Raw genomic sequence first — 23095 nt, forward strand, 5'->3', positions numbered from 1 at the left:
GGGCGAGGTGCTCAGGCATGTGCTCAGGCCTTGCCCAGACGCCGCTTGAGGTGCGGCACCAGCCCGCCCGCGGCCAGGATCTCGCGCAGGAAGGCGGGAATGGGCTCGCACGCGACCTCGCTGCCGTCGTCCAGGCGCAGCCGGGCCGCGTCCAGGTCCAGCACGACGTGCGCGCCGTCGGCCAGCCTGCCGGTGTCGGCGCACACCAGCACCGGCAGGCCAAGGTTGATGGCATTGCGATAGAACAGCCCGCCGAAGGACTGCGCCACCACCGCGCCCACCCCCAGTTCGCGCAGCGCCTGCGGCGCCTGCTCGCGCGACGAGCCGATGCCGAAGTTGGTGCCCGCTACCAGCACATCCCCGGCGCGCACGTCCGCGGGGAATTCCGGACGCAGCGAGGCCAGGCAATGCCGGGCCAGCACGGCCAGGGGCGATTTCATCAGCACGCCGGGGGCCATGGCATCGGTGTCGACATTGTTGCCGAAACGCCAGATGCGGCCGGCGGCGATGGGAGCGGGAGCGGGGGCGATGGGGGAAGTCATGCAAGAAAGGTCTGGCCCGCGCACGGCGGGCACGAATTCAGGCCCGCGGCGTTACTCCAGCAGGATGCGCGGGTCGGTGATGCGGCCGGTGACGGCGCTGGCGGCCACCGTCATCGGCGAGCCCAGCCAGACGGCGCTGCCGGCGTCGCCCATGCGGCCGGAGAAGTTGCGCGCCGTTGAGGCGATGGCGCGGCTGCCCGCGGGAAAACGCGATGCGCCATAGCCGGCGCAGGCGCCGCAGGCGTTGGGCAGCAGCGTGGCGCCGGCTTGGGTGAGGATGCCGAGCGTGCCTTCGCGCTCGGCCTGCAGCTGGTCGCGGCGCGACGCCGGTGCCACCTGCAGCGTCACGCCAGGCGCCACGCGGCGCCCGCGCAGCACGCGCGCGGCCATGCGCAGGTCTTCCAGCTTGGCTCCGGTGCAGGCGCCCAGGTAGGCGATCTGCACCGGCTCGCCGGCGGCCTCATCCACCGGCGCGCTGTTGGCGGGTGAGTGCGGCGCGGCGACCTGCGGCGCCAGCGCGCCGGCGTCGAAACGGTGGGTGGCGAGCACCGGCGCATCCGCGTCGCTGCGCCAGTGCGCGAGATCGATGTCCGCCAGCGTCTGCGCTGGCACGCCGGCCTGCGCCAGCCAGTCGAGTGTCACGGCGTCGGGCGCTACCAGCCCGGTCTGCGCGCCCAGTTCGGCGCTCATGTTGGTCAGGGTCATGCGCTCCTGCATCGGCAGTGCGGCCACGGCACTGCCGGTGAATTCGAGTGCTTCGTAGCGCCCGCCGCCGAGGCCCAGACTGGCGCACAGGAACAGCATGATGTCCTTGGCGCAGACGCCGGGCGCGAGCTGGCCGTCCCACTGCAGCCGGATGGTATCCGGCACGCGCAGCCAGATCTCGCCGGTGGCCAGTACGCCGGCCATCTCGGTCGCGCCCACGCCGAACATGTAGGCGCCGAAGGCGCCGCCGGTGGGGCTGTGGCTGTCGCCGCCGACGATCAGGCGGCCAGGCAGCACATGCCCGCGCTCGGGCAGCACTACGTGGCAGATGCCCTCGGCGTCGATAAAGTGCGCGCCCGACTGCCGCGTCCAGTCGCGCGTGAAGCGCAGGATCGATTCGGCCTGGGCATCGCCGCCGGGGACGAAGTGGTCAGTCACCACCACGTAGCGCGACGGGTCCCAGACGCCGACATCCAGCTCCTCCAGCAGCGGCGCCACGCGGCGCGGGCCGCTGGAGTCGTGCGACATCGCCAGGTCGACGCGGCAGATCACCACGGTGCCGACCTGCGCGTAGGGCAACCCGGCGGCGCGCGCCACCAGTTTCTGTGCCAGCGTGGCCGGGAGTATGGCCTCGGGTGAGGCCGCAGGGGTAACGCTCATTCCGGCGATGCCCCCGAGTACTTGACGACGGTGGCCCAGCGCTTGACGTCCTGCTTCACGAACGCGGCGAAGGCCTCGGGCGGCATGCCGATCGGCTGCGCGCCGTCGTTCTCCAGGCGCTTGCGCACCGCGGGCGCTTCCAGCCCCTTGCGCGCGGCCTGGTACAGCGCCTGCGTGACCTCGGCCGGCATGCCGGCGGGCCCGAACAGGCCGAACCACGCGCTCGACTCGAAGCCCTTGACGGTGGCGCCGATCGGCGCCGCGCCCGGGAACTGCGGCAGCGGCGCGGGGCTGGTCACGCCCAGCACCTTGAGCTTGCCGGCCCGCACATGCGGCAGCACGTTGATGGTGCTGGCGAACATCAGGTCGCACTGGCCGGCCAGCACGTCGGTGAGCGCGGGCGACGTGCCCTTGTACGGGATGTTGACGATGTAGGTGCCAGTCATCATCTTGAACATGTCACCGGCCATATGCAGCGACGAGCCGACCGAGCCGATGGCGAAGTTCAGCTTGCCCGGCTGCGAGCGCGCCAGGCGGATCAGCTCGGGCACGTTGTTGGCGGCCAGCCGCGGTGTGGCCACCAGCACGCTGGGTACGGTCGCTACCAGCGTGACCGGGGTGAAGTCCTGCACCGGGTCGAACGGCAGCTTCTTGTACAGCGTGGCGTTGATGGTATGGCTGGTGAAGCTCATCAGCAGCGTGCTGCCATCCGGCGCGCTCTTGGCGACCAGGTCGGCGGCGATATTGCCGCCGGCGCCGGGGCGGTTCTCCACCACCACCGGTTGCCCGAGTTCCTGGGTCATTTCCTGGGCGATGGTGCGCGCCAGTGTGTCGGTGGTGCCGCCGGCCGGCGCGCCCACCAGGATCCGGATCGGCTTGCCGCCGGCGATCTGCGTGCCCTGTGCCGCGGCCGGCAGCGGCAGCGCCAGCGCGCACACGGCAGCGCCGGCCATGCCGGCAAGGCGGCGCACCGCGGCGCGGCGGTGGCTCGATGACAACCCGGTCGGGTCGGAGGTCGGATTGGACAGGACCAGGCGGAACACTGGCATGACGGCGGCTCCTCGCTTGATGTGATCAGGAATGCGCAGTATCGCCCGGATCAGCGAGGTCTGGCGCATCCGGCGCCGGCACTGCCCGGGGGCGGGCATGTCAGTCGCGCAGGCCGGGGCGGGTTTCGCTCTCCACCCAGACGTTGGCGCTGTCCACGCCGGCCGGCGACAGTTCCATGCGGTACTCGTAGCGGTCGGGGCGATACTGGCCCAGCAGCAACTGCACCGGGCGGCCGGCCTGGTCCTTGACCACGCGGCGCACCGCCAGCAGCGCGCCGCCGACCGGCACGTCCAGCAGCGGCGCCACCACCACGTCGGCCAGGCGCGCCGACAGCACCTGGCTGGCGCGGCCCAGCTTGACGCCGCCGGCTTCCAGCAGGCGCAGCACCGGCGTCTCTTCCAGGGCCTTGCGCGTGATCGGGCGGCCCAGTTCCGCCGGCAGGTAGACCGTGATATGCGACAGCGGCCGGTTGCGGTAGTGGCGCACGCGCACGATCTTGACCACCGGGTCGCCTGCCTCGATCTGCAGCGACTCGGCGACGTCCGGCGTGGCATGGACTTCGTCGATCGAGATCACCTTCACCGACGTCTTCTGGCCCATGTCGATGATGTTGTCGAGCAGGCTGGTGCTGCGGTCCTCGCTCGCTCCCGCGGGCCGCACCGGGTGCGGGTTGACGAAGGTGCCAAGCCCGCGGTGGCGGCGCACCAGGCCCTCCTGCACCAGGCGGTCGAACACGCGCCGCATGGTCACGCGCGAGGCGTGGAACTGCTTGGCCAGGTCGATCTCGCCCGGCAAGGGACCCTGGCCGAAGCGGCCCTCTACGATCTGCTGGCGCAGTACCACGTAAATCTGGTGATACAGGGGAACGACGGCTTCACTCATGGTTTCCCTTGTGGAGAGATGACAAGTCTGCAATGCCTCTAATGTACTTTAAATCAGACATAGAGCCTAGCAAGGATAGACGCTGAGGCCCTTCCGACACAACGCGTGCGTCGCGGTGTTGCAGCGGTGCATCCCTGCGTTCGTGGGTTAAACGACAGACAGGCCAGGTACGGGCGAGGTAACGCTTGTGCCACTGCGTCGGCCCGGGGTGTGAATTTGCCGGGGCGCCGCAAGGGCTGGGCGCCGGGCGGCGCAAAACGGACATGCGGGCAATGTGGGGCGCCTCACATGGGCGGCGGCGACGGCACCCGGGAGCGATGTTTCAGCGTCGATACGCGGCCGCAGGGCTCGGGCAAATCCTGAGTATTGCTGTAAGGCACTGAAATCTAAGGCCTTTTTCAGGTGATCCGGGCGTACCCCCGATGTGGCGGGGGTGGCCGTGTCACAGCGGTGTGACATGTCGTCTGCCGTGCACAGCAGCGAGGGCCCAATAGATCGTGCCAGGCGCCCGAAAGTTCCCCGCGTGTCGCCGGCCAGTCCTTGTATTACAAGGGATTGCCGCCGCAGGTGGCGAAGCTGGCACCGATTATGCGCAAGGGCAGGCTGGTTTGGCAGGTGCCGGACCTGAACCTCCAGCCGTCGTTCCGCGGAGCGCCGGCCGGAGGCTGAGCCGCTGTGACACTGTGACATTCTCCTGGGAGTTAGGAATGAAAAAGACCTTACTGGCGTCGGCAATCGCCATGGCATTTGCGGGAACGGCATGGGCAAATCCGACCAATAACAACAAGGAAGTGAGAGGCGGTGGGGACAACAACCAAACCGCTACGGCGACCTCGTCGCAGGGTGGCAGCGGCGCGGCAGCGAACGAGTATTCGACCGCTGTCCAGAAGAATGACAGCAGCACGACCACCAAGACGAGCACAAAGACCACCACGGTCGGGATTGCTGTCGACAAGTCGCAGACCAGCTCGAACAACAAGACCAAGACCAATTCCGACAACCGCCTGAAGGCTTCGGCTGACGGTATCGGGACCGCCGCTGCGGTGGGCGGTTCCGCATCGTCCAGCATCGCCAGCTCCTTCAACAAGACCACGGCAATTGCCCTCAGCAAGCTGAGTGGCACGGTGGCCAACAACTACGTCCACAACATCGGCAACTATGCCTCGAACCACGGTAACGCCAACGGTGGGACCGGCTTCGGCGGGAAGGGTGGCGAGGGTGGCAACGGCGGCACTGGCAACGGCGGCGAGGGCGGAAACGGCGCTACCGGCGCAGTCGGTGGAAGCGCCACGGCAACCAACGGCAGCGCCAGCGCTGGTGATGCCAAGAGCGGCTGGGCCAAGGCCGGCGATGGCGGCAACGGTGGCAAGGCCTCTAACTGGGGCGCCAATGGCGGCGACGCCTATGGCAAGGGCGGCAGCGCGCTTAGCGCGGCGGGCAGCAAGGGCGGCAGCGGCGGTGACGCCTCTGGCAAGGGCGGCGGCGCTCTGAGCGCTTCGCTTGGCGCGGGCGGCAAGGGTGGCGGTGCCGGTGCGATCGGCGGTGGCGGCCTGGGCGCCAGCGGTGCCTTGGGCGGTCTTGCCGGTACGGCCGGTGGTGGGGGCGGTAGCAGCGGCAGTGCCGACGGTCGCGGTGCCGACAGCACTGGCAATGGCGGCGCGGGTGGCAGCGCAGGGTCCTCGAGCGCAGCCGGCACGGCGGGCGCAGGCACTGGCACGGGCGGCGCAGCGGGCGCCAGCGGCGGTGCGGGCGGTGCCGGAACCTCCAGCGCGAGCGCAACCGGCGGTGCCGGCAGCGGCACTGGCGGTGCCGGTGGCGGCAGCACGGCAGGCTCGTCGGCAACGGCCGGCTCAGGCACGGCGACTGGCGGTGCCGGCGGAACGCAGACCGCATCGGGCGGCGCCGGTGGCGCTGGCGGTTCGGCCACCGCAGGTTCGGCCACCACGGCAGCCTCGAACGGCAGCGCCACCACGGGCAGCGGCGGCGCCGGCGGTGCCGGCGGAGCCGGCGGTGCGGCGACCGGCGGTACTGGTGGTGCTGGCGGCGTCGGCAACGGCGGCGCGGGCGGTACTGGTGGCGCTGGCGGCTACAACTACGTGACCGCAGGCACCTTCGACATGTCCAACACCATGACCAGCGTCGGTCAGACGGCGGCGGGCATCATGATGGCGGTCCAGAACAGCGGAGCCTCGTCGCTGGTGCAGCAAGGCGTCAACGTGCAGGCCAACGTCAACGCGGGCAGGTAAGACGCGCAGCCCTGGCCCGTCCTGAGCCTTCGGGCAAGGGACGGGCCTGAAGCTTCAACGTCAAGCCGGCAGGACCGGCGCCCGCATCCTGTGTGCGGGCGCCCGGGCCCTGTCATGCCTATGCAAGCCTAATTGCCTTGCAGCCGCCCGGATGGGAGCGGCTCGCGGGCAAAGGGAGACGACACCATGCAATCGGTCCGCTTCGCCGTCGGGACATTCGCGACGGTCTTACTCGCCTGGCCAGTGCTGCAGGCTCACGCTGAGCCGCCAGGGCTGGAAGCCGCCATGGCAGCCGCGCGCACCGCCTCGGGCAGTGCCCAGGTAACGGCAGCCACGGACGCGCAGACACCAGCGGCCGAGACCACCTTGTTCGGAAGGGTGGCGAAAGCTGTACCTGCGTCTAAACTGGATGACATCCGTGGTGGCGCCGAGGTCACGGTGAACGACATGCGCCTGCACGGTACCGTGGCCGACAACGCCGCGGTCAATATTTTGTCCGGCGCGAACAACATCACGGACGGGGCTTTCGCGAACGCGGCGGGGATTCCAACCGCGATCCAGAACTCGGGCTCGAACGTGCTGATCCAGAACGCCACCATCGTCAACGTCCAGTTCAAATGATGATGCCGCTGCGAAGGTTGTTGACGTCTGTATCGTTTCTGCTGGCCGCGGGGGCTATCCCTTGCGCGCAGGCGGCCGACACCGTGCTCTACGGCCCGGTCGGCGAACCCTACAGCGTCAGGGTCACCAGTGTTCGCGAGGCGCGCTTCAAGTCCACGATCCGCCAGCAATACGATTTCAGTTGCGGCTCGGCCGCGGTGGCCACGCTGTTGACTTACCAGTACGGCCATCCGATGAACGAGGCCACCGTGTTCCAGAACATGTACCTCAACGGCGACCAGCAGAAGATTCGCGCCGAGGGGTTCTCGCTGCTGGACATGAAGCGCTTCCTGGCCGCGCTCGGCTACGAGGCCGACGGCTATGAACTGCCGCTGTCCAAGCTGGAAGAAACGCAGGTGCCCGCCATCGTGCTGATCGTGGAAAACGGCTATCACCATTTCGTGGTGGTCAAGGGCGTGAAAGGCAATCGCGTGCTGGTCGGCGATCCCGCGCGCGGCACACGCGCCATGTCACGCGAGCATTTCGAGACGATCTGGGACAGCCAGCTGCTGTTCGTGATCCATAACCGCACGGAGAAGGCGCGGTTCAACCTGGCTGCCGACTGGCGCGTCGCGCCAAGCGGCCCTTACTGGATGGGAGTCAACCGGGATAGCCTGTTCTTCACCGTCATGCCCAAGCATGGCGTTAGCGATTTCTGAGGAACGCATCATGTTGCAGACTTCCTTCCCGGCCCCAGCAGCCCCTCGCAGCGCCGTTTCAGCGGCCGTTGCCATGCTGCTGGGCGCCGGTATGGTCTGTGCCGGCGCGGCGCAGGCCAGCGATCTGCCACAGCCCGACGCCCTCGACGCGTCGGCGCTGCCGTCGCAGGCGGCCAGTTCCGCCCGTGACCCGGACCAAAACCCTCTGGCTGCCGCGCGCGGCAGCATGGCCGGCTGGAAACCGGTTGCAAAGGAGAAGCTCGACGAGATGCGGGGCGGCTTCGAGGTGCCGGGCCTGCAGGTTTCGTTCGGTATCGAACGCGCGGTGTACCTGAACGGGGCCCTGGTCGTCGCAACCACCATTAACATCCCCGATGTCGGCCGCATTACCGCCGACCAGGCCGCGCAGCTTGCCACGGCGCTCGGGCCCGCTATCGTTGCCAGCACCAATGCCGCGGTCAATAGCGCGATGGCGGCCAATCCGGTGACGGCTGGGGTTCAGTTGGGCGCGGATGGCGCGAGCGCGGGCAGTGCAGGCGCCGCGGCGTCGGCAAGCGGCGCAGCGGGCGCCAGTGGCGCCGCGTCGGTGGCGGCCAATGGCGGTGCCGCGGCCAGCGCCGGCGCGGCCGGGGCCAGTTCGAGCGCCAGCGGTGCGGCCGGCTTGCCGGGCACGACCGTAACCACGGCCACGGGCCAGGTGCTTACCAACGGGCTCCTGAACGTGATCCAGAACGGCCCGGGCAATGCGGCAGCGGTCGGATCGCTGGCGGGTACGCCCACGACGGTGATCCAGAACACATTGAACAACCAGAGCATCCGGAGCCTGATGACAATCGACGCAAGCGTGAATACGCTGCAGGCATTCCGGTCGCAATTGGCCAACACCGCGCTGAACAGTGCGCTGATGCGGGCCGCAAGCATGAGGTAGTCGTAGCGAGGCATGAGGCAGTACAGGTCGCAGACTCCTGCACAACAGTTTGCCGTCCCGGGGGAGGAAGACGTCATGAAGAAGCGGTCGATGCAGGGCATTCGCAATGCGGGATGCTCGACGTTACTGTTGCTCGGCGGTCTGGCGCAGGCCCAGACGCCGCCGGATGCGGGACCAGCCGCAGCCGGACTGGAAGCGCTGCAGAAGGAACTCGCCGACCAGGCCACCCAGCTCGACGCCATGAAGCGGGCGCTGGCCGAACAGGAGGCGGTGATCCGCGAGCTGCGCAACGTGATCGGCACCGAGGTGCTGGCCAACAAGCGCGGCGGCCAGCGCGCGGGGCCCGGCGTGTCGCCGTCCGACAATGCCACCAACGCCGCCACCGCGGCGGCCGCTGCCAGCGCCACGCAGTCAGCGCCCAACGCGGTCAACAACCCGCAGCAGATCATTCTCCAGCCACCGCAGGACATGGCCCAGGGTCCGCAGGCGGGCGAGTCCGCCGACGGGCAGACCGTGGCCCTGGAAGAACCCGTGGGCCGCCCGCCGGAGGAAGACCGCCGTCCGCCCGAGATCGCACCGATCATCGACCAGCCTGGCGTGCTGACCGCCCAGGGCAAGCTGGTGATCGAGCCCGGCTTCCAGTACGGCTATTCCTCCAATAACCGCGTCGCGCTGGTCGGCTACACGGTCATCCCGGCCATCCTGATCGGCCTGATCGATGTGCGCGAGGTCAAGACCTCGACCTACATCCCGTCGGTCGCGTTTCGCTACGGCTTGACCAAGCGGCTGGAAATCGAAGCCAAGGTGCCTTACGTGCATTCATCGGGCCAGACCGTCAGCCGCGAGGTATTCACCGGCACGGCCGTCGACCGCGTGTTCAATGCGAGCGGCAGCGGCATCGGCGACGTCGAAGCGACGGTGCGCTACCAGCTCAACTACGGCAATGAGAAGATTCCATACTTCGTCGGCTGGCTGCGCTACAAGTCCGCGACCGGCAAGGACCCGTTCGAGGTCGTGACCGATTGCGTGACGCGCTGCGTGGGCAATGCCACTGGCACCGGCCTGCCGCTGGGGCTGCCTACCGGCACCGGCTTCCAGGCGATCCAGCCCGGCATCACCTGGCTGCTGCCGACCGACCCGGCGGTGTTCTTCGGCACCTTCAGCTACCTGCACAACTTTGCGCGCGACAACGTGAGCCGCACCGTGCTCAACGGCGAGAAGGAACCGCTGGGCAAGATCGCGCCGGGGGATATCTTCGAGTTCAGCTTCGGCATGGGCCTGTCGCTCAACGAGAAGGCCTCGTTCAGTATCGGCTATGACCAGGCCATCATCTGGCCGACCAAGCAGAACGGCCAGACCGTGCCGGGTTCGGTGCGCGTAACCCAGGGCACCTTGCTGGTGGGGTATTCGTACCGCTTCAACAACCGCTATACGCTGAACCTGTCGGTGGGTGCTGGCCTGACCCGCGACACGCCAGACCTGCAAGTCAACCTCCGCCTGCCGATCACTTTCTGAGGCGCAGGCGCCGCAATTCCCTTCCTTGGCTAGACGACGTGACGTGTGCCCCGCCTGCGCGGGGCACACGTGCGCGTCACATCCGCGCGCAGCGTGTGTGCACGCGGAGAGTCGCCTTGCGCTTGCCCCATGAACGGCGTACAAAGAAATAACCCCGCGCCGCCAGCGGTACATTCCGGACCCAGGTTCACCCACACCAGCGGCCGCGGCCTGAAAAAGGAGAGAGACATGCGCAAACGCATCTTCTGGTTGTTGCCCGACCTGGCGAGTGCCCGCCGCACCATGGACGACCTGCTGCTCGCCCGCATCGAGAACCGCCACATACACTTCGTGGCGCGGGACGGTGCGGATATGACGGGCCTGCACGAAGCCAACCTGTTCCAGACCTCTGACATCGTGCATGCCGCCGAGATGGGCCTGGTGGTGGGTGGCGGCGTCGGCGTCGTGGCAGGTGCCGTGGTGGCAATGTTCCCGATTGTCAGCGACACCCCGCAGTGGGGCCTGGTCGGCGTGCTGGCGGTGCTCGGCGCGGTGTTCGGCGCATGGGCCGCGAGCATGATCGGCAGCTCGGCGCCCAACAGCCGGCTGCGCGCGTTCGAGAAGGACATCGAGGCAGGCAAGATCCTGCTGATGTTGGATGTGCCGCGCAGCCGTGTCGAGGAGGTCGAAACGCTGCTGCAGAATGCCCATCCGGAAGCACGCTTTGCCGGGCTGGATCCGGCGGTGCCGGCTTTCCCCTGATCGGCGCTGGTTTGCTTTGTTCTTGCTGTCCTGCATGTCTTTCCGCGCGCCCGTGCGGCGCGTTCTGACGCGCATCCTATAGCGCGCCCCTGCTCACGCCGGAACCGTCAGGCGGTTCCGGTGTGATGCTGCTGCAACAGCCCCCCTTCTCAGGTTTGCCCCGACGTAGCGCATGCGGTAATTTGCATGACGGCGCACCGCTGTGCTTCGCGCGCCGCGACACAACTATGAGATCAGCCCACAAGGGCGGAGGGGTCAAGACAATGAAGGCGAAATGGATCGCGTGCGGCATGCTGGCCGCCACGCTGGGATGGGCTGCGCAGGCGGCGCTGGCGGAACCGGGCGTGACACGCTCCACTATCCGCATCGGACAGTCCGCGGGCGTTACCGGTCCGGTGGCCGGTTCGGTCAAGGAGCAAATCGCCGGCGCGCAGGTTTACCTGCGCACCGTCAACGCCAGCGGCGGCGTGGCGGGCCGGCGCATTGAACTGGTGACCTACGACGACGGCTTCGATGCCAAGCGCACCCCCGACAACGTGCGCAAGCTGATCGACGAGGACAAGGTGTTCGCCCTCTTCATGGTGCGCGGCACGCCGCAGAACGAAAGCATCCTGCCCATCATCGCCGAGCACAAGGTGCCGCTGGTGGCGCCGCTCACCGGCGCCATCACGCTGCACCGGCCGGTGAACCGCTACGTCTTCAACGTGCGCGCCAAATACCAGGACGAGGTCGCGCGCGCGATCAACCACCTGGCCACGTCGGGCATGAGCCGCATTGGCATCTTCTACGCCGGCGACGGCTTCGGCAAGGACGTGCTCGAAGGCTTCAACAGCGCGCTGCAGGCGCGTGGCGTGCAGCCGGCGGCCACCGCAACCTTCGCGCGGCCGATGGGCGACATCAGCCAGGGCGTGGCCGCCATCCACAAGGCCAACCCGCAGGCGGTGCTGGTGATCGGCTCGGGCTCCGAGGCGGCGCGCATCATCCGCGAGCTGCGCGGTGCCGGCAGCGAGGCGCAGTTCGTCACGCTGTCCAACAATGCCGCCGATTCGTTTATCCGCGAACTGGGCGCGGATGCGCGCGGGCTGATCATCACGCAGGTGGTGCCGGGCACCAACTCCAGCCAGATGACGCTGGCCAGCGAATACCGCAGCCTGGCCAAGCAGCAGGGCGTGGAGCCATCCAACGCCGGCATGGAGGGCTTCATGTCGGCCAAGGTGCTGGTCGAAGGGCTGCGCCGCGCCGGTCCCGACCTGACGCGCGAGCGGCTGGTCAATGCGCTCGAAGGCATGCGCGACTACGATCTCGGCGGCATCCTGATCAGCTACAGCCCGACGCGGCACACCGGCTCGTCGTTTGTCGAGATGTCGATCGTCTCGTCCACCGGCAAGCTGATCCGCTGAAACGGCGGGGCGATTGCAGGCAGTCCGGGCGGCGCTGCGCTGCCCGGACTGCTGCGGTATATTCGCCCGCATGGCTACCTCTACTCCATCCCCCGATGCCGGCGTGCCCGACCGCGCCGCGCGTACCCAATTCTCGCTGCATGGCCGCGTCGCGCTGGTGACCGGCGGCGCGCAGGGCCTGGGCCTGGCGATCGCCGCCGGGCTGGCCGATGCCGGCGCGCATGTGCTGGTCGTGGCGCGCAATGCGCAGCGCGTGCAGGATGCCGTCGCCAAGCTGGCCGCGCGCGGCACCAGCGCCGAGGCGCTGGTGCTCGACATCACCGACGAGGTCGCGGTCGCGGCCGCGTTCGAGCGCATCGACACCACCCACGGCCGGCTCGACATCCTGGTCAACAACGCCGGCGCGCGCAATCGCAGCACCATGGCCGACCTGGATGCCGGCGACCTGCGCGCCATGCTCGAGACCAACCTGGTCGCACCCTATACGCTGTGCCGCCTTGCCGCGCAGCGCATGCGCCGCGGGCAGTACGGCCGCATCGTCAACGTCAGCTCGATCGCGGGCCAGGTCGCGCGCGCCGGCGATGTGCTCTATCCCGCCACCAAGGGCGGCCTGGACGCACTGACACGCGCGATGGCCGCCGACCTCGGCCGCTACGGCGTCACCGTCAACGCGATCGCGCCGGGCTACTTCGCCACCGAGCCCAACCAGCCGATGGTCGAGGACGAGAGCGTGGCCGAATGGCTGCGCCAGCGCACCTCGCTGGGCCGCTGGGGCCAGCCCGATGAAGTGGCGGGTGCAGCGGTGTTCCTGGCTTCGCCGGCGGCGTCCTATATCACTGGGCATGTGCTGGCCGTTGATGGCGGCTACCTCGGGCACTTCTGAAGCGCAGCCGGTTTTTCCCCCCTTCTACCGCGTGCGGGAGGGGCCGGGGGAGAGGGCGGGCGCCTGCGATGACGAGGCGAAAAAACAAAAGCGTACCCAATTCTGCGTACCCGATCCGAGGGCTGTCAGCGCCGCGCCGATGGCTTGCCGCCGCTATAGAACGCTTGCAGGCACTCGATCATCGCAGCCGCGGCGGCAGAGTCGCCGCGGTCCTTCATCCGTACCAGGCAGATATCGCGCACCAGTGACGGCAGCTGCAGCGGCCGGATCGCCAGCCCTTCGCGCCGGAACTGGAACAGCGCCAGCGAGGGCACGGCACTGACGCCCAGGCCGGCCTGCACCAGCGCCGCCACGGTCGCCAGGTGCTCTACCTCCATCACGCTGTTCAGGCGCAACGGGTGCAGCGCCGCATCCAGGTGCTGGCGCACGCTGGTCGTGCGCGACAGCTGGATAAACGGCACGCCCGCCAGCGCCTGGGGCTCGATGCGTCGCTTGCGCGCCAGCGGATGGTCCGCCGGGCATACCAAGTGGAAGGTGTCTCGCACCAGCGGTTCCACGCGCAGGTCGTCGTCCTGTGCCGGCGCCGGGGTCAGCGCAAAGTCGGCGCGGCCCTGTCGGACCAGCTCGATGCAGCCGTCGGCAAGCTGGTCAAACAGCTCCAGCACGATGCCCGGATACTGCGCGTGGAACTGCGCCAGCAGCGGCGGCAGGTCGCCGCCCGCCAGCGACGGCAATGCCGCGATCGACACGCGGCCCTTGCGCCGCTCGGCGTGCGCACGCAAGTCTTCGAACGCGGTCTCGAAGTCGGCCAGCAACCGGCGCGCGGTTTGCTCGAAGCGCACCCCGTCGCTGCTCAGCTCCACGTGCCGCGTGGTGCGCTCGAACAGCCGGCTGCCGGCCTGCTCCTCCAGCGTCTGCACCAGCGCGCTGAACGCCGACTGCGACAGATGGCAGGCGCGCGCCGCGCGGGTGAAGTTGCGGTAGGTAGCCAGCGCCACAAAGGCGCGCAGGTGCTTGACCGACAGGTTCATGGGCAAAATGCACTTATCCAGCAAGTCGATAGATTAATCCAAATAATCCATTTTTTGGCTGGACGTCGCCGCCCTAGAATGGCTTCTACCCCTGCTACCAACCTGCCCCCGACCATGACTGCTCCCTTGCTGATCGGATCCGGCGCCGGCTTCTCCGGTGACCGCACCGACGCCGCGCTGCCGGTGGTGCGCACGCTGATCGCCGCCGGCCAGCCCGCTGCGCTGATTTTCGAGACGCTGGCCGAACGCACGCTGGCGCTGGCGCAGCTGGCGCGGCGCAACGATCCCGCGCAGGGCTACGAGCCCCTGCTCGACGCGCTGCTGACGCCGGTGCTGGCTTTGTGCCTGCAACACGGCATTCCCATCGTCGGCAATTTCGGCGCGGCCAATCCGCGCGCGGCGGCGCGGCGCGTGCTGCAGCTGGCCGGCGAACTGGGCCTGCCGGCGCCGCGCGTGGCGGTGGTGGAGGGCGATGATCTCTCGCACGAGGCCGGGCGCACGCTGCTGCAAGGCATCCTTGGCGCGGCCTTCGACACCGACCGCTTCGTCTGCGCCAACGCCTACATTGGCGCACAAGGCATCGCCGCGGCGCTGGCGGATGGCGCGCAGGTGGTGGTGTGCGGCCGCGTGGCCGACCCGGCGCTGGCCGTGGGGCCGGCGATGGCGCACTTCGGCTGGTCCTGGGACGACTGGGACCGGCTGGCCGCCGCGACCATGACCGGGCACCTGCTCGAATGCGGGGCGCAGGTCACCGGCGGGTACTTTGCCGATCCCGGCATGAAGGACGTACCCGATGTGCATGCGGTGGGCTTCCCGATCGCCCAGCTCGACGACGACGGCGGCATCGAGATCTTCAAGGCCGCCGGCACCGGCGGCTGCGTCGACCTGCGCACGGTCAAGGAGCAGCTGCTGTACGAGGTCCACGATCCGGCCGCGTACCTGACGCCCGACGTGGTCGCAGATATTGGTACGGTCACGGTCGCTCAACTGGCCCCCGACCGCGTGGCGGTGCGCAATGTGCGCGGCCACCCGCGCCCGGCGCAGCTCAAGGCTAATGTGTTCAGCCACGGCGGCTGGCTCGCCGAGGGCGAGATCTCCTACGCCGGCCCGAACGCCGCCGCCCGCGCGCGCCTGGCCGCCGACATCCTGCGCCAGCGCATGCGCCTGCTGGGCCATGACGTGCCGATCCGCTTCGACCTGATCGGCGTGCTCAGCGTGCTGGCCGACGACGCCGGCACGATGGTGGCGCAGCCCCAGCCGCATGAGGCCGAAGCGCAGGACGTGCGCCTGCGCGCGGCGCTGGCGCATGACGAGCTTGCGGTGGCGCAGGCGCTGCTGCGCGAGGTCAATGCGCTCTACACCTGCGGCCCGGCCGGCGGCGGCGGCGTGCGCACCGTGCAGCGCGCCCGCCTGAACGCCGTGTCTTGCCTGGTACCGCGCGAGGCCGTGACCGCCGCGCACAGCTTCATCGCATAAGGAGGACGACGAGATGACCGCTACCGCCGCGCTCTACCAGTTTGCCCACGGCCGCACCGGCGACAAGGGCGACCGTTCCAACATCAGCGTGATCGCCTACGACGCGCGCGACTTCGACCACCTGGTCGCCCATGTCACCGAAGACGCCGTGCGCGCGCTGTTCCGCGAACGCCAGCCCACTGCCGTCACGCGCTACCTGGTGCCGTCGCTGCAGGCGATGAACTTCGTCCTCGACGGCGTGCTCGATGGCGGCGTCAACGACGCGCTCAACCTCGACACGCACGGCAAGGCGCTGTCGTTCCGCCTGCTGCAACTGCAGATACCGCTGCCGCCGCGGCTCGCCGGCGGCGCCTGACATACCGTTCGAACACCGACAACGATTTCAACAGGAGACAACGATGTACCGATTCCTCAAGCCACTGGCCGCCGCCGCGCTGTGCGCGCTGATCCTGCCCGCGGGGCAGGCCTGGGCCGAGTACCCGGACAAGCCCATCCGCTTCGTGGTGCCATTCGCCGCGGGCAGCGCAACCGACCAGCTCGCGCGCGCCATCGGCCAGGCCATCACCGTGGATAGCAAGACCACCGTGGTGGTCGACAACAAGCCTGGCGCCAATGGCTTTATCGCCGCGTCCGACGTGGCCAAGGCCGCGCCCGACGGCTACACCGTGCTGATCAGCACCAACACCACGCACGCCGCCAACGAGCACCTGTTCAAGAAGCTGCCGTACGACCCGATCAAGGACTTCGTGCCGGTCACCGCGCTCGGCCGCGGCGGCCAGATCATGGTGGTCAACCCCCAGGTGCCGGCCAAGACCGTGGGCGAGTTCATCGCGCTGGCCAGGAAGCAGCCGGGCAAGCTCAGCTTCGGCAGCGGCAGCTCGTCGTCGCGCATCGCCGGCGAGCTGTTCCAGCAGATGGCGCACGTGGAACTGCTGCACGTGCCGTACAAGAGCAACCCGCTGGCGATCACCGACCTGCTCGGCAACCAGATCCAGATGATGATCACCGACACCGCCACCGGCCTGCCGCAGGTCAAGAGCGGCAAGCTGCGCGCGCTGGGCGTGTCGGGCAAGTCGCGCTCGCCGCTGGCACCGGACGTGCCGACCATCGACGAAGCCGGGGTCAAGGGCTACGAGATGAGCTACTGGTTCGCGGCCTACGCGCCGGCCGGCACGCCGCAGCCGGTCGTGGCCAAGCTCAACGCGATGATGGTCAAGGCCGCGCGCAGCGATACCGCGGCCAACTTCTACCAGTCGACGGGTACCGAGGTGTTTACCAGCACGCCTGCCGAGCTGGCGAAATTCCAGCAGCAGGAGTCGGGCAAGTGGGGCCGCATCATCAAGGCGGCGAATATCCAGCCGGAGTGAACGCAGGCCAGCGCAAGCTCGCATGCATGGAAAACGGGGCCATGTGGCCCCGTTTTTTACGCAGAAGTAGGTACGCTTTGGCTCTCCAACCCTGTTCGCGCGGCCCGGATAAGATACGTCCTGGCCGTGCGCTCGCGGCATCGCTGCGTCGCGCGCCTTGTGGCATCGGCCGTCTCCTCGACAACACCAACCAGAACAGGAACAGGAATGAAGCTGCAGTCTAACGTGCGCCACGCAACCTCCTGCCCGGCGAAGCGCCGCCTGCCGGCGGTGGCCGTGCTGGGCGCCGCAATCGCTGTTGCCGTGGGTGCCACCGTGCTGCCTGCCGGCGAGGCGAGGGCCCAGGCGACGCCCCCCGCGCAGCAGAAGACCCAGGTGCCCGGCTACTACCGCATGATGGTCGGCCAGCTCGAAGTCACCGCGCTCTACGACGGCTACATCGACCTGGACCCGAAGATCCTCAAGTACACCAGCGCGCGCGAGGTACAGAGCCTGCTGGCGCGGATGTTCGTCGAATCGACGCCGGGCATGCAGACCGCGGTCAATGCGTACCTGATCAACACCGGCCGCAACCTGGTGCTGGTCGACACCGGCGCGGCCGGCTGCTTCGGGCCGACGCTGGGCCGCATCGGCGAGAACCTGCGCGCCGCGGGATATGCGCCCGAGCAGGTCGACACCGTGCTGCTGACTCACCTGCACGGCGACCACGCCTGCGGCCTGGCCGCCAACGGCCAGCCGGCGTTCCCCAATGCCACGGTCTATGTCGACAAGGCCGATGCCGATTACTGGCTGAACGAGGCCACCGCGGCGGCCGCGCCGAAGGACGCGCAGGGCCTGTTTGCGATGGCGCGTGCGGCGGTCGCCCCATACCAGGCGGCGAACCGCTTCCGCTCCTTCAACGGCGGCGCGGGCGCCGAGCCGATCCCGGGCGTGCGTGCGGTGCCGGCCTACGGCCATACGCCCGGCCACAGCGGCTACGTGTTCACCTCGGGCAAGGACAGCCTGCTGCTGTGGGGCGACATCATCCACAGCCATGCGGTGCAGTTCCGGCGCCCGCAGGTGGCCATCGAGTTCGACACGGACAGCCACGCGGCGGTGATCACGCGCAAGCGCATCCTGGCCGATGCGGCCAAGGGCCGGTTGTGGGTGGGCGGCGCGCACCTGCCGTTCCCGGGGCTGGGCCATGTGCGTCGCGACGCGGCCGGGTACACCTGGGTGCCGGCCGAGTACGGACCGATCCGTACGGACCGATAACGGCCGGTCGACCAAGGCAACGGCCGCATGCGCAGCCGTTGCCGTTTGCGGGTACGCGTGCTGGCCGCCTTGTTGTTGCCTAGTCGTTGCCTTCTCCCTCGCCTTGCCGCCTTTTTCGCCTAGAGTCATCCAGTGGCCCCCGCGCGGCGCGTACGGCGTGCGGATCACCTGTCCACTGCCGGAGGATTTGCCATGCACACCAGCGCATCTGGGCTCAATTCCGCTCGCCGCCGGCTGCTCGGCGCCGCCGCGGCCGCCTTTGTACTCGTCCTGCCGCGGGCTGCCTGCGCGCAGGGCAGCCCGGCCGCGGGCCGCGACGGCGCCGCCGCGCAGCGCATCGGCGTGATCGGCTCGGGCCGGATCGGCGGCACCATTGGCGGGCTGTGGGTCAAGGCCGGGCACCCGGTCCTGTTCTCTTCGCGGCACCCTGAGGCACTCAAGCCACTGGTGGAAGAACTGGGTCCGCTTGCGCGCGCGGGCACGGTGGCCGAGGCCATCGCGTTTTCCGACGTGCTGTTCCTGGCCACGCCCTACGGCGCGCTGCCGCAGCTCAGCCGCGACCATGCCGATGCCTGGAAAGGCAAGATCGTGCTCGATGCCACCAACGCCTATGAGCACCGCGATGGCCCGATCACCGAGGAGGCGAAGCGCGACGGCATCGGCCTCACCACCGCGCGCTACCTGCGCGGCGCGCGCGTGGTGCGGGCCTTCAACTTCATGGGGGCGGCGCAGTTTGCCAGCGAGCACCACCGCAGGGGCGGGCTGGTGGCGGTGCCCATCGCGGGCGACGACAAGGCCGCGCTCGACGTGGCCGCGCAACTGGTGCGCGCTGCGGGTTTCGAACCGGTGGTGGTGGGGCCGCTGGCGAGCGCGGACCGCTTTGCGCCGGGTGGGCCGCTGTTCCGGCAGGTCGGGACGGCCGAGGAATTCCGGCGCAAGATGGGCGGACGCTGACGGTCCGCCGGAGGGCCGCTCAGGGGCGATTTCAGGGGCGATTCAGGGCCGGCGCCGCTCCATCGCGACCATCGACGGCGTGAAGCCGAGCTGGCCGAAAAACGCGGCTTCGGAGGAGCGCGCGGCGCGCAGCATCCAGGTGATGTCGGGGTCGTTGCCCATGATGTGCCGCACGAGGGCGCGGCCGATGCCGCGCCGGCGATGGCTGGGTGCCACCGCAACCATCGACAGGAAGCCGTCAGAGACGTCGTCGCACAGTGCGCGGGCGAAGCCGACGATCTCGCCGTTCTCCACCGCAACGGCTACGCGCTGGGAATTGGCGACCAGCCGCGCGAATTTGTCCGGGCCGCCCACCCGTTGAGCCCAGCCGTTGGCGATCAGTAGTTGTCTGGCTGCCTCGATGTCCTCGGGCAACAGGTTACGGATTTCCATTGGCGGCTCTCCCAGTAAAGCATGTACGGCCCCTCGCCGCCCCTTGCCACCAGGGGCGCCGCGAGTCGAGAACGGCACGGGAACCCGTGCCGCACAATTGGCGGAGTGTAGCGAGCGGGCGCGGGCGCGTCAATTTGGCCTGTGGTGGGGTGGGACGCGCCTCCCGCCCGCGCGCCGGCGCGGTATCATGGCTCCATGAACGCCCCCGTCTTTTCCTCCGCCCATCCGGCCGACCAGTTGGCCGAGTTCGCCGACGCCGACGCCGCGCTGGCGCGCATCCGCGAGATCTACGAGGCCTCGGTCGGGGCCGTGCGCGCGCGCTTTGACGCGTTCGCCAGCGGCAAGCCGCTGCCCTCGGCCGCGCACGCGTGCTATCCGTACCTGGGCATCTCGGTCAATATCGAAACCATGGTCACCGACAGCCGCCCGTCATGGGGCACGGTGGCCTACCCTGGGGTGTACGGCACCACGGTCACGCGCCCCGACCTGCTGGCGGACTACTACCGCGACCAGATCGAGCGGCTGATGCGCTACCACCGCGTGCCGGTGGTGGTGGGGCTGAGCCGGCGGCCGATCCCGCTGCCATTCGTGATCGAGGCCTCGACCACCGACATCAGCTACACCCAGGCGCGCGAGCTCGAAGCCTCGTTCGTGCTGCCCGAACTGAGCCGGATCGACGACGGCATCGCCAACGGCACCTATGAGCCGATCCCGGGCGAGGCCTGGCCGCTGTCGCTGTTCCCCGCCGAGCGCGTGGACCTGGCGCTGCAGCGGCTGTACCACTACACCGGCACGGCGCCGCAGCATTTCCAGCGCTTCGTGCTGTTCACCAACTACCAGCGTTATGTCGACGAGTTCGTCGCGCTCGGACGCGGGCTGATGGCCAGCAGCGATGGCGGCGGCTACACCCACTTTGTCGAGCCCGGCGACGTGGTGCAGGAGCTGGGGGGCGTGGAGCCTGAGGACGCCACGCGCCCGCGCGCGCTGCCGCAGATGCCGGCCTACCACCTGGTGCGCGAAGACAAGCTGGGCGTGACGCTGGTCAATATCGGCGTGGGTCCGTCCAACGCCAAGACCATGACCGACCACCTCGCTGTGCTGCGCCCGCATTGCTGGCTGATGGTGGGCCACTGCGGCGGCCTGCGCCGCTCGCAGCAGCTGGGCGACTACGTGCTGGCGCACGCCTATGTGCGCGACGACCACGTGCTCGACCACGACCTGCCGCCATGGGTGCCGGTGCCGCCGATCGCCGAGATCCAGGTAGCGCTGCAGGAGGCGGTGGCGCGGGTGACCGGGCTGTCCGGCAACGAGATGAAGACCCGCATGCGCACCGGCACCGTGGTCTCCACCGACGACCGCAACTGGGAGCTCAAGTCCAAGTCGCTGTACGCGCGCTTCAACCAGTCGCGCGCGATCGCCATCGACATGGAAAGCGCGGCGGTGGCCGCCAACGGCTTCCGGTTGCGCGTGCCCTATGGCACGCTGCTGTGCGTCTCGGACAAGCCGCTGCACGGCGAGCTGAAGCTGCGCGGCATGGCCAATGCCTTCTACCGCCAGCGCGTCAGCCAGCATATGACCATCGGCCTGGAAGCGATCCGCATCCTGCGCGAGAACGGTGTCGAGCAGCTGCACTCGCGCAAGCTGCGCAGCTTTGACGAGCCGGCGTTCCGTTAGGCCTGCGCAGTTCTGCGTCCCGGCAAAAGCAAAAGGCCGGCGCCCGAATGGCGCCGGCCTTTTGCATGGGACTTCAGGATCAGAAGCGGTAGCCCACGCCCATGCTGAACAGCCACGGGTCCAGGCTCACCTTGGACACCTTGACGTCGCCCGCCTTGACGTCGCTCGACAGCCAGATCTTCTTGACGTCGGCGTTCAGGAACCAGTTCTTGGTCAGCTTGTAGTCCATGCCGATCTGCAGCGCCGGGCCCACGCTCCAGCTGTCCAGCTGCAGCGAGTTGTTGGCGATGTTCTCGCCCCAGATGCGGGTGAAGTTCAGGCCGGCGCCGATATACGGACGGAAGGTGCCGTTAGGGATGAAGTGGTACTGGACCAGCAGCGTCGGCGGCAGGTGCTTGAAGGTGCCGACCTTGTTCCCGTCGAGGTAGACGTTCTGCTTCTGCTGCACGGTCAGCACCAGTTCGGCGGCGATGTTGGGTGTGAAGAAGTAGGTGACGTCGAACTCGGGAATCCACTTGTTGTTGACCGTGATGCGGTCCGACGCGCCCACGCCGCCCACGGGATCGGAGCTGTTGGCCATGTCGAGGTAGGTGCCGCGCAGACGCACCATCCAGTTGCCCTGGGCTTCATCGCCGGCGGCGATGGCCGGCGTGGCGAAGGCGCCGAGCAGGGCGCCGGCGGCGATGGCGGAACAGGTGACCCGGGTGCGGAGAGAGAGCTTCTTCATGATGTTTCTGACTTGGTCTGGTAAGAAATCCGGGCCCAGTGTGGCCGAGGGGCCTTGGGCCGGTCTTGATGCAGAACAAGTCTCATGGCAGGGCGTCGCGGCGTCGCGATGGCGCCACAGCGCGTGCCTAGTGCGCGCGCAGCCCGTAGTGCCGCTGCCGTGGCGCTTCTAAACACATGCGGATTTATTCGTGGCGCGGCGCGGCGCGGGCCCTTACGCTGTGCAGGAGATCGGCGCCCGCGTGCACGCAGCAAGCGGCGGGCGCCTTGGCACCGGGCATGTCGTGGGCGTCCGCAAGGGCGTCTTTCCGGGTGTGCCCCGTGGGGGCGGGGCACACCGGTTTTCTTGCAGCTTTCCTCGCGGCGTTCGATGCGTCAGGCCTCGATCGCGTGCATCCATTCGACCTGGTCGGCAAACACGTTAGGCGTGCTGCATTCCACCGTGGTCGGCAGGTTAAGGATCATCGGGCGGCTCGGGCCGGCCTGCCAGGCCGCGGAGACGGCGTCGCTCACTTCCAGCGAGAAGTCGAGTTCGGCGAGGCTGAAGGTCTCGGGCGAATACTCATAGGTTCATACCGCCTCGGGCATGGCATCGGTCAGTGCTTTGATCAGGCGCGTGCCCGACACCGCCACCTCCCTGATCTCTTCGCGCGAAGCATTGAAGACGATGCGCCGCCACGCCGGCGCGATCGGGTTCTACAGGTGCACCGTGGCGCGCGCCGCGCCGCGCACGGACTCGACGGTGCGGCGGATCAGGTCTTCACGCGATTGCGTCAGCACCACGATGCTGACGTCGTCGGGAATGCGCCCCTCTTCGATCAGCATGCGCACGAAATCGAAGTCAGTCTGCGACGCCGCGGCGAATGCCACTTCGATTTCCTTCAGGCCGATCTTTACCAGCTGTTCAAAGAAGCACAGCTTGCGCGCCGGGCTCATCGGCTCGATCAGCGCCTGGTTGCCATCGCGCAGGTCGGTGCTCATCCACAGCGGTGCGCGCGTGATGCGCTGGCTGGGCCAGGTGCGGTCGGGAATGTCGACGGTGGCGGCGGGCTGGTACTTGACGCAGAAAACGAAAAACGGAAAAGGGGTGGCGAAAGGCTGCCGAACTGCCACGGGGCCCTAGGCCCGGCAACCGGTCGGCAGGCTTAGCAGTAGCGAGGAAGCGCGCAGGGCGCGGGCCGATGCCAGGGCCGCCAGCACGCGCGCGCGGGCAGCGAGGGCGGTCGATGGCGGCGTGGCCCGATCGGGGGAGCTGCGCTGGAAGCGGGAGGCGCGCCTGCGCCAAACGGTGGTGGCGCGCTTCCAGCGCG

General features: G+C 68.7%; 21 protein-coding genes and 1 pseudogene. 14 read left to right on the forward strand and 8 right to left on the reverse strand.

The features are described from left to right. Positions 1-23: 23 nt before the first annotated feature. The 4 genes from ABNX08_RS32465 to ABNX08_RS32480 all read right to left on the reverse strand — a co-directional run bounded on the left by ABNX08_RS32465 (position 24) and on the right by ABNX08_RS32480 (position 3839). Positions 24-542, reverse strand: coding sequence for a 3-isopropylmalate dehydratase small subunit (locus tag ABNX08_RS32465; protein WP_022537283.1), 519 nt, complete (start codon positions 540-542; stop codon positions 24-26). A gap of 51 nt (positions 543-593) precedes the next feature. After that, entirely contained in the window at positions 594-1907 is a 1314-nt protein-coding gene (locus ABNX08_RS32470; RefSeq protein ID WP_022537284.1) for a 3-isopropylmalate dehydratase large subunit, read from the reverse strand. Then, positions 1904-2956: a tripartite tricarboxylate transporter substrate binding protein gene (locus ABNX08_RS32475; RefSeq protein WP_022537285.1), complete on the reverse strand. Its 1053-nt coding sequence runs from the start codon at positions 2954-2956 to the stop codon at positions 1904-1906. The genes ABNX08_RS32470 and ABNX08_RS32475 overlap by 4 nt, the downstream gene beginning before the upstream one ends. A gap of 100 nt (positions 2957-3056) precedes the next feature. After that, the gene (locus ABNX08_RS32480; protein ID WP_022537286.1) at positions 3057-3839 is read right to left on the reverse strand and encodes a GntR family transcriptional regulator; all 783 of its coding nucleotides are present in this window, start codon (positions 3837-3839) and stop codon (positions 3057-3059) included. A 707-nt stretch (positions 3840-4546) separates the two neighbouring features. Here ABNX08_RS32480 and ABNX08_RS32485 point away from each other — a divergent pair. From ABNX08_RS32485 to ABNX08_RS32520, 8 genes are all read left to right on the forward strand, one after another. Continuing rightward, positions 4547-6085 carry a hypothetical protein gene (locus ABNX08_RS32485; protein ID WP_022537288.1) on the forward strand — a complete coding sequence of 513 codons (1539 nt, stop codon included), beginning with the start codon at positions 4547-4549 and terminating at the stop codon, positions 6083-6085. 186 nt (positions 6086-6271) lie between these two features. Next, on the forward strand, positions 6272-6706 hold the full coding sequence (locus ABNX08_RS32490; RefSeq protein ID WP_022537289.1) for a hypothetical protein: 435 nt from the start codon (positions 6272-6274) through the stop codon (positions 6704-6706). After that, positions 6706-7404: a C39 family peptidase gene (locus tag ABNX08_RS32495; protein WP_041681651.1), complete on the forward strand. Its 699-nt coding sequence runs from the start codon at positions 6706-6708 to the stop codon at positions 7402-7404. The genes ABNX08_RS32490 and ABNX08_RS32495 overlap by 1 nt, the downstream gene beginning before the upstream one ends. 10 nt (positions 7405-7414) lie before the next feature. Then, a complete protein-coding gene (locus tag ABNX08_RS32500) occupies positions 7415-8332 on the forward strand; it encodes a hypothetical protein (protein WP_041681652.1) in 918 nt (305 codons plus the stop codon). Positions 8333-8407: 75 nt separating this feature from the next. Next, a complete protein-coding gene (locus ABNX08_RS32505) occupies positions 8408-9847 on the forward strand; it encodes an acetate kinase (RefSeq protein WP_022537292.1) in 1440 nt (479 codons plus the stop codon). Between the two features lie 228 nt (positions 9848-10075). Then, complete coding sequence (locus ABNX08_RS32510; protein ID WP_022537293.1) at positions 10076-10588, forward strand: hypothetical protein; 513 nt, start codon at positions 10076-10078, stop codon at positions 10586-10588. A 263-nt stretch (positions 10589-10851) separates the two neighbouring features. Then, positions 10852-11988, forward strand: a complete 1137-nt coding sequence (locus ABNX08_RS32515; RefSeq protein ID WP_022537294.1) for an ABC transporter substrate-binding protein — start codon at positions 10852-10854, stop codon at positions 11986-11988. Positions 11989-12058: 70 nt separating this feature from the next. After that, the gene (locus tag ABNX08_RS32520; RefSeq protein WP_051369932.1) at positions 12059-12871 is read left to right on the forward strand and encodes an SDR family oxidoreductase; all 813 of its coding nucleotides are present in this window, start codon (positions 12059-12061) and stop codon (positions 12869-12871) included. 125 nt (positions 12872-12996) lie between these two features. Here ABNX08_RS32520 and ABNX08_RS32525 read toward each other — a convergent pair whose 3' ends face one another. Continuing rightward, positions 12997-13902 (reverse strand): LysR family transcriptional regulator, encoded by a 906-nt coding sequence (locus ABNX08_RS32525; RefSeq protein WP_022537296.1) that lies wholly within the window; start codon positions 13900-13902, stop codon positions 12997-12999. Positions 13903-14016: 114 nt separating this feature from the next. On the opposite strand from ABNX08_RS32525, the gene ABNX08_RS32530 reads away from it, so the two are divergent. From ABNX08_RS32530 to ABNX08_RS32550, 5 genes are all read left to right on the forward strand, one after another. Then, positions 14017-15378 (forward strand): acyclic terpene utilization AtuA family protein, encoded by a 1362-nt coding sequence (locus tag ABNX08_RS32530; RefSeq protein ID WP_022537297.1) that lies wholly within the window; start codon positions 14017-14019, stop codon positions 15376-15378. A 13-nt stretch (positions 15379-15391) separates the two neighbouring features. Then, positions 15392-15733 (forward strand): hypothetical protein, encoded by a 342-nt coding sequence (locus tag ABNX08_RS32535; RefSeq protein WP_022537298.1) that lies wholly within the window; start codon positions 15392-15394, stop codon positions 15731-15733. A 43-nt stretch (positions 15734-15776) separates the two neighbouring features. Beyond that, a complete protein-coding gene (locus ABNX08_RS32540) occupies positions 15777-16745 on the forward strand; it encodes a tripartite tricarboxylate transporter substrate binding protein (protein WP_022537299.1) in 969 nt (322 codons plus the stop codon). 207 nt (positions 16746-16952) lie between these two features. Further along, positions 16953-17999: an MBL fold metallo-hydrolase gene (locus tag ABNX08_RS32545; protein WP_022537300.1), complete on the forward strand. Its 1047-nt coding sequence runs from the start codon at positions 16953-16955 to the stop codon at positions 17997-17999. A gap of 192 nt (positions 18000-18191) precedes the next feature. Continuing rightward, entirely contained in the window at positions 18192-18953 is a 762-nt protein-coding gene (locus ABNX08_RS32550; protein ID WP_022537301.1) for an NADPH-dependent F420 reductase, read from the forward strand. A 42-nt stretch (positions 18954-18995) separates the two neighbouring features. On the opposite strand, the gene ABNX08_RS32555 is transcribed toward ABNX08_RS32550, so the two are convergent. Beyond that, the gene (locus tag ABNX08_RS32555; protein WP_022537302.1) at positions 18996-19385 is read right to left on the reverse strand and encodes a GNAT family N-acetyltransferase; all 390 of its coding nucleotides are present in this window, start codon (positions 19383-19385) and stop codon (positions 18996-18998) included. A 195-nt stretch (positions 19386-19580) separates the two neighbouring features. On the opposite strand from ABNX08_RS32555, the gene ABNX08_RS32560 reads away from it, so the two are divergent. Further along, positions 19581-21059 (forward strand): AMP nucleosidase, encoded by a 1479-nt coding sequence (locus ABNX08_RS32560; protein ID WP_022537303.1) that lies wholly within the window; start codon positions 19581-19583, stop codon positions 21057-21059. A 79-nt stretch (positions 21060-21138) separates the two neighbouring features. Here the strand turns inward: ABNX08_RS32560 and ABNX08_RS32565 are convergent, their stop codons facing one another. Together ABNX08_RS32565 and ABNX08_RS32570 are read right to left on the reverse strand one after the other, a co-directional pair. Further along, positions 21139-21786: an OmpW family protein gene (locus ABNX08_RS32565; protein WP_022537304.1), complete on the reverse strand. Its 648-nt coding sequence runs from the start codon at positions 21784-21786 to the stop codon at positions 21139-21141. A 389-nt stretch (positions 21787-22175) separates the two neighbouring features. Further along, positions 22176-22898, reverse strand: a pseudogene (locus ABNX08_RS32570) (2-isopropylmalate synthase); the annotation flags it as partial. Positions 22899-23095: the final 197 nt, after the last annotated feature.

It is taken from the genome of Cupriavidus sp. DF5525, from assembly GCF_040149425.2.
GTDB lineage: Bacteria > Pseudomonadota > Gammaproteobacteria > Burkholderiales > Burkholderiaceae > Cupriavidus > Cupriavidus pickettii_A.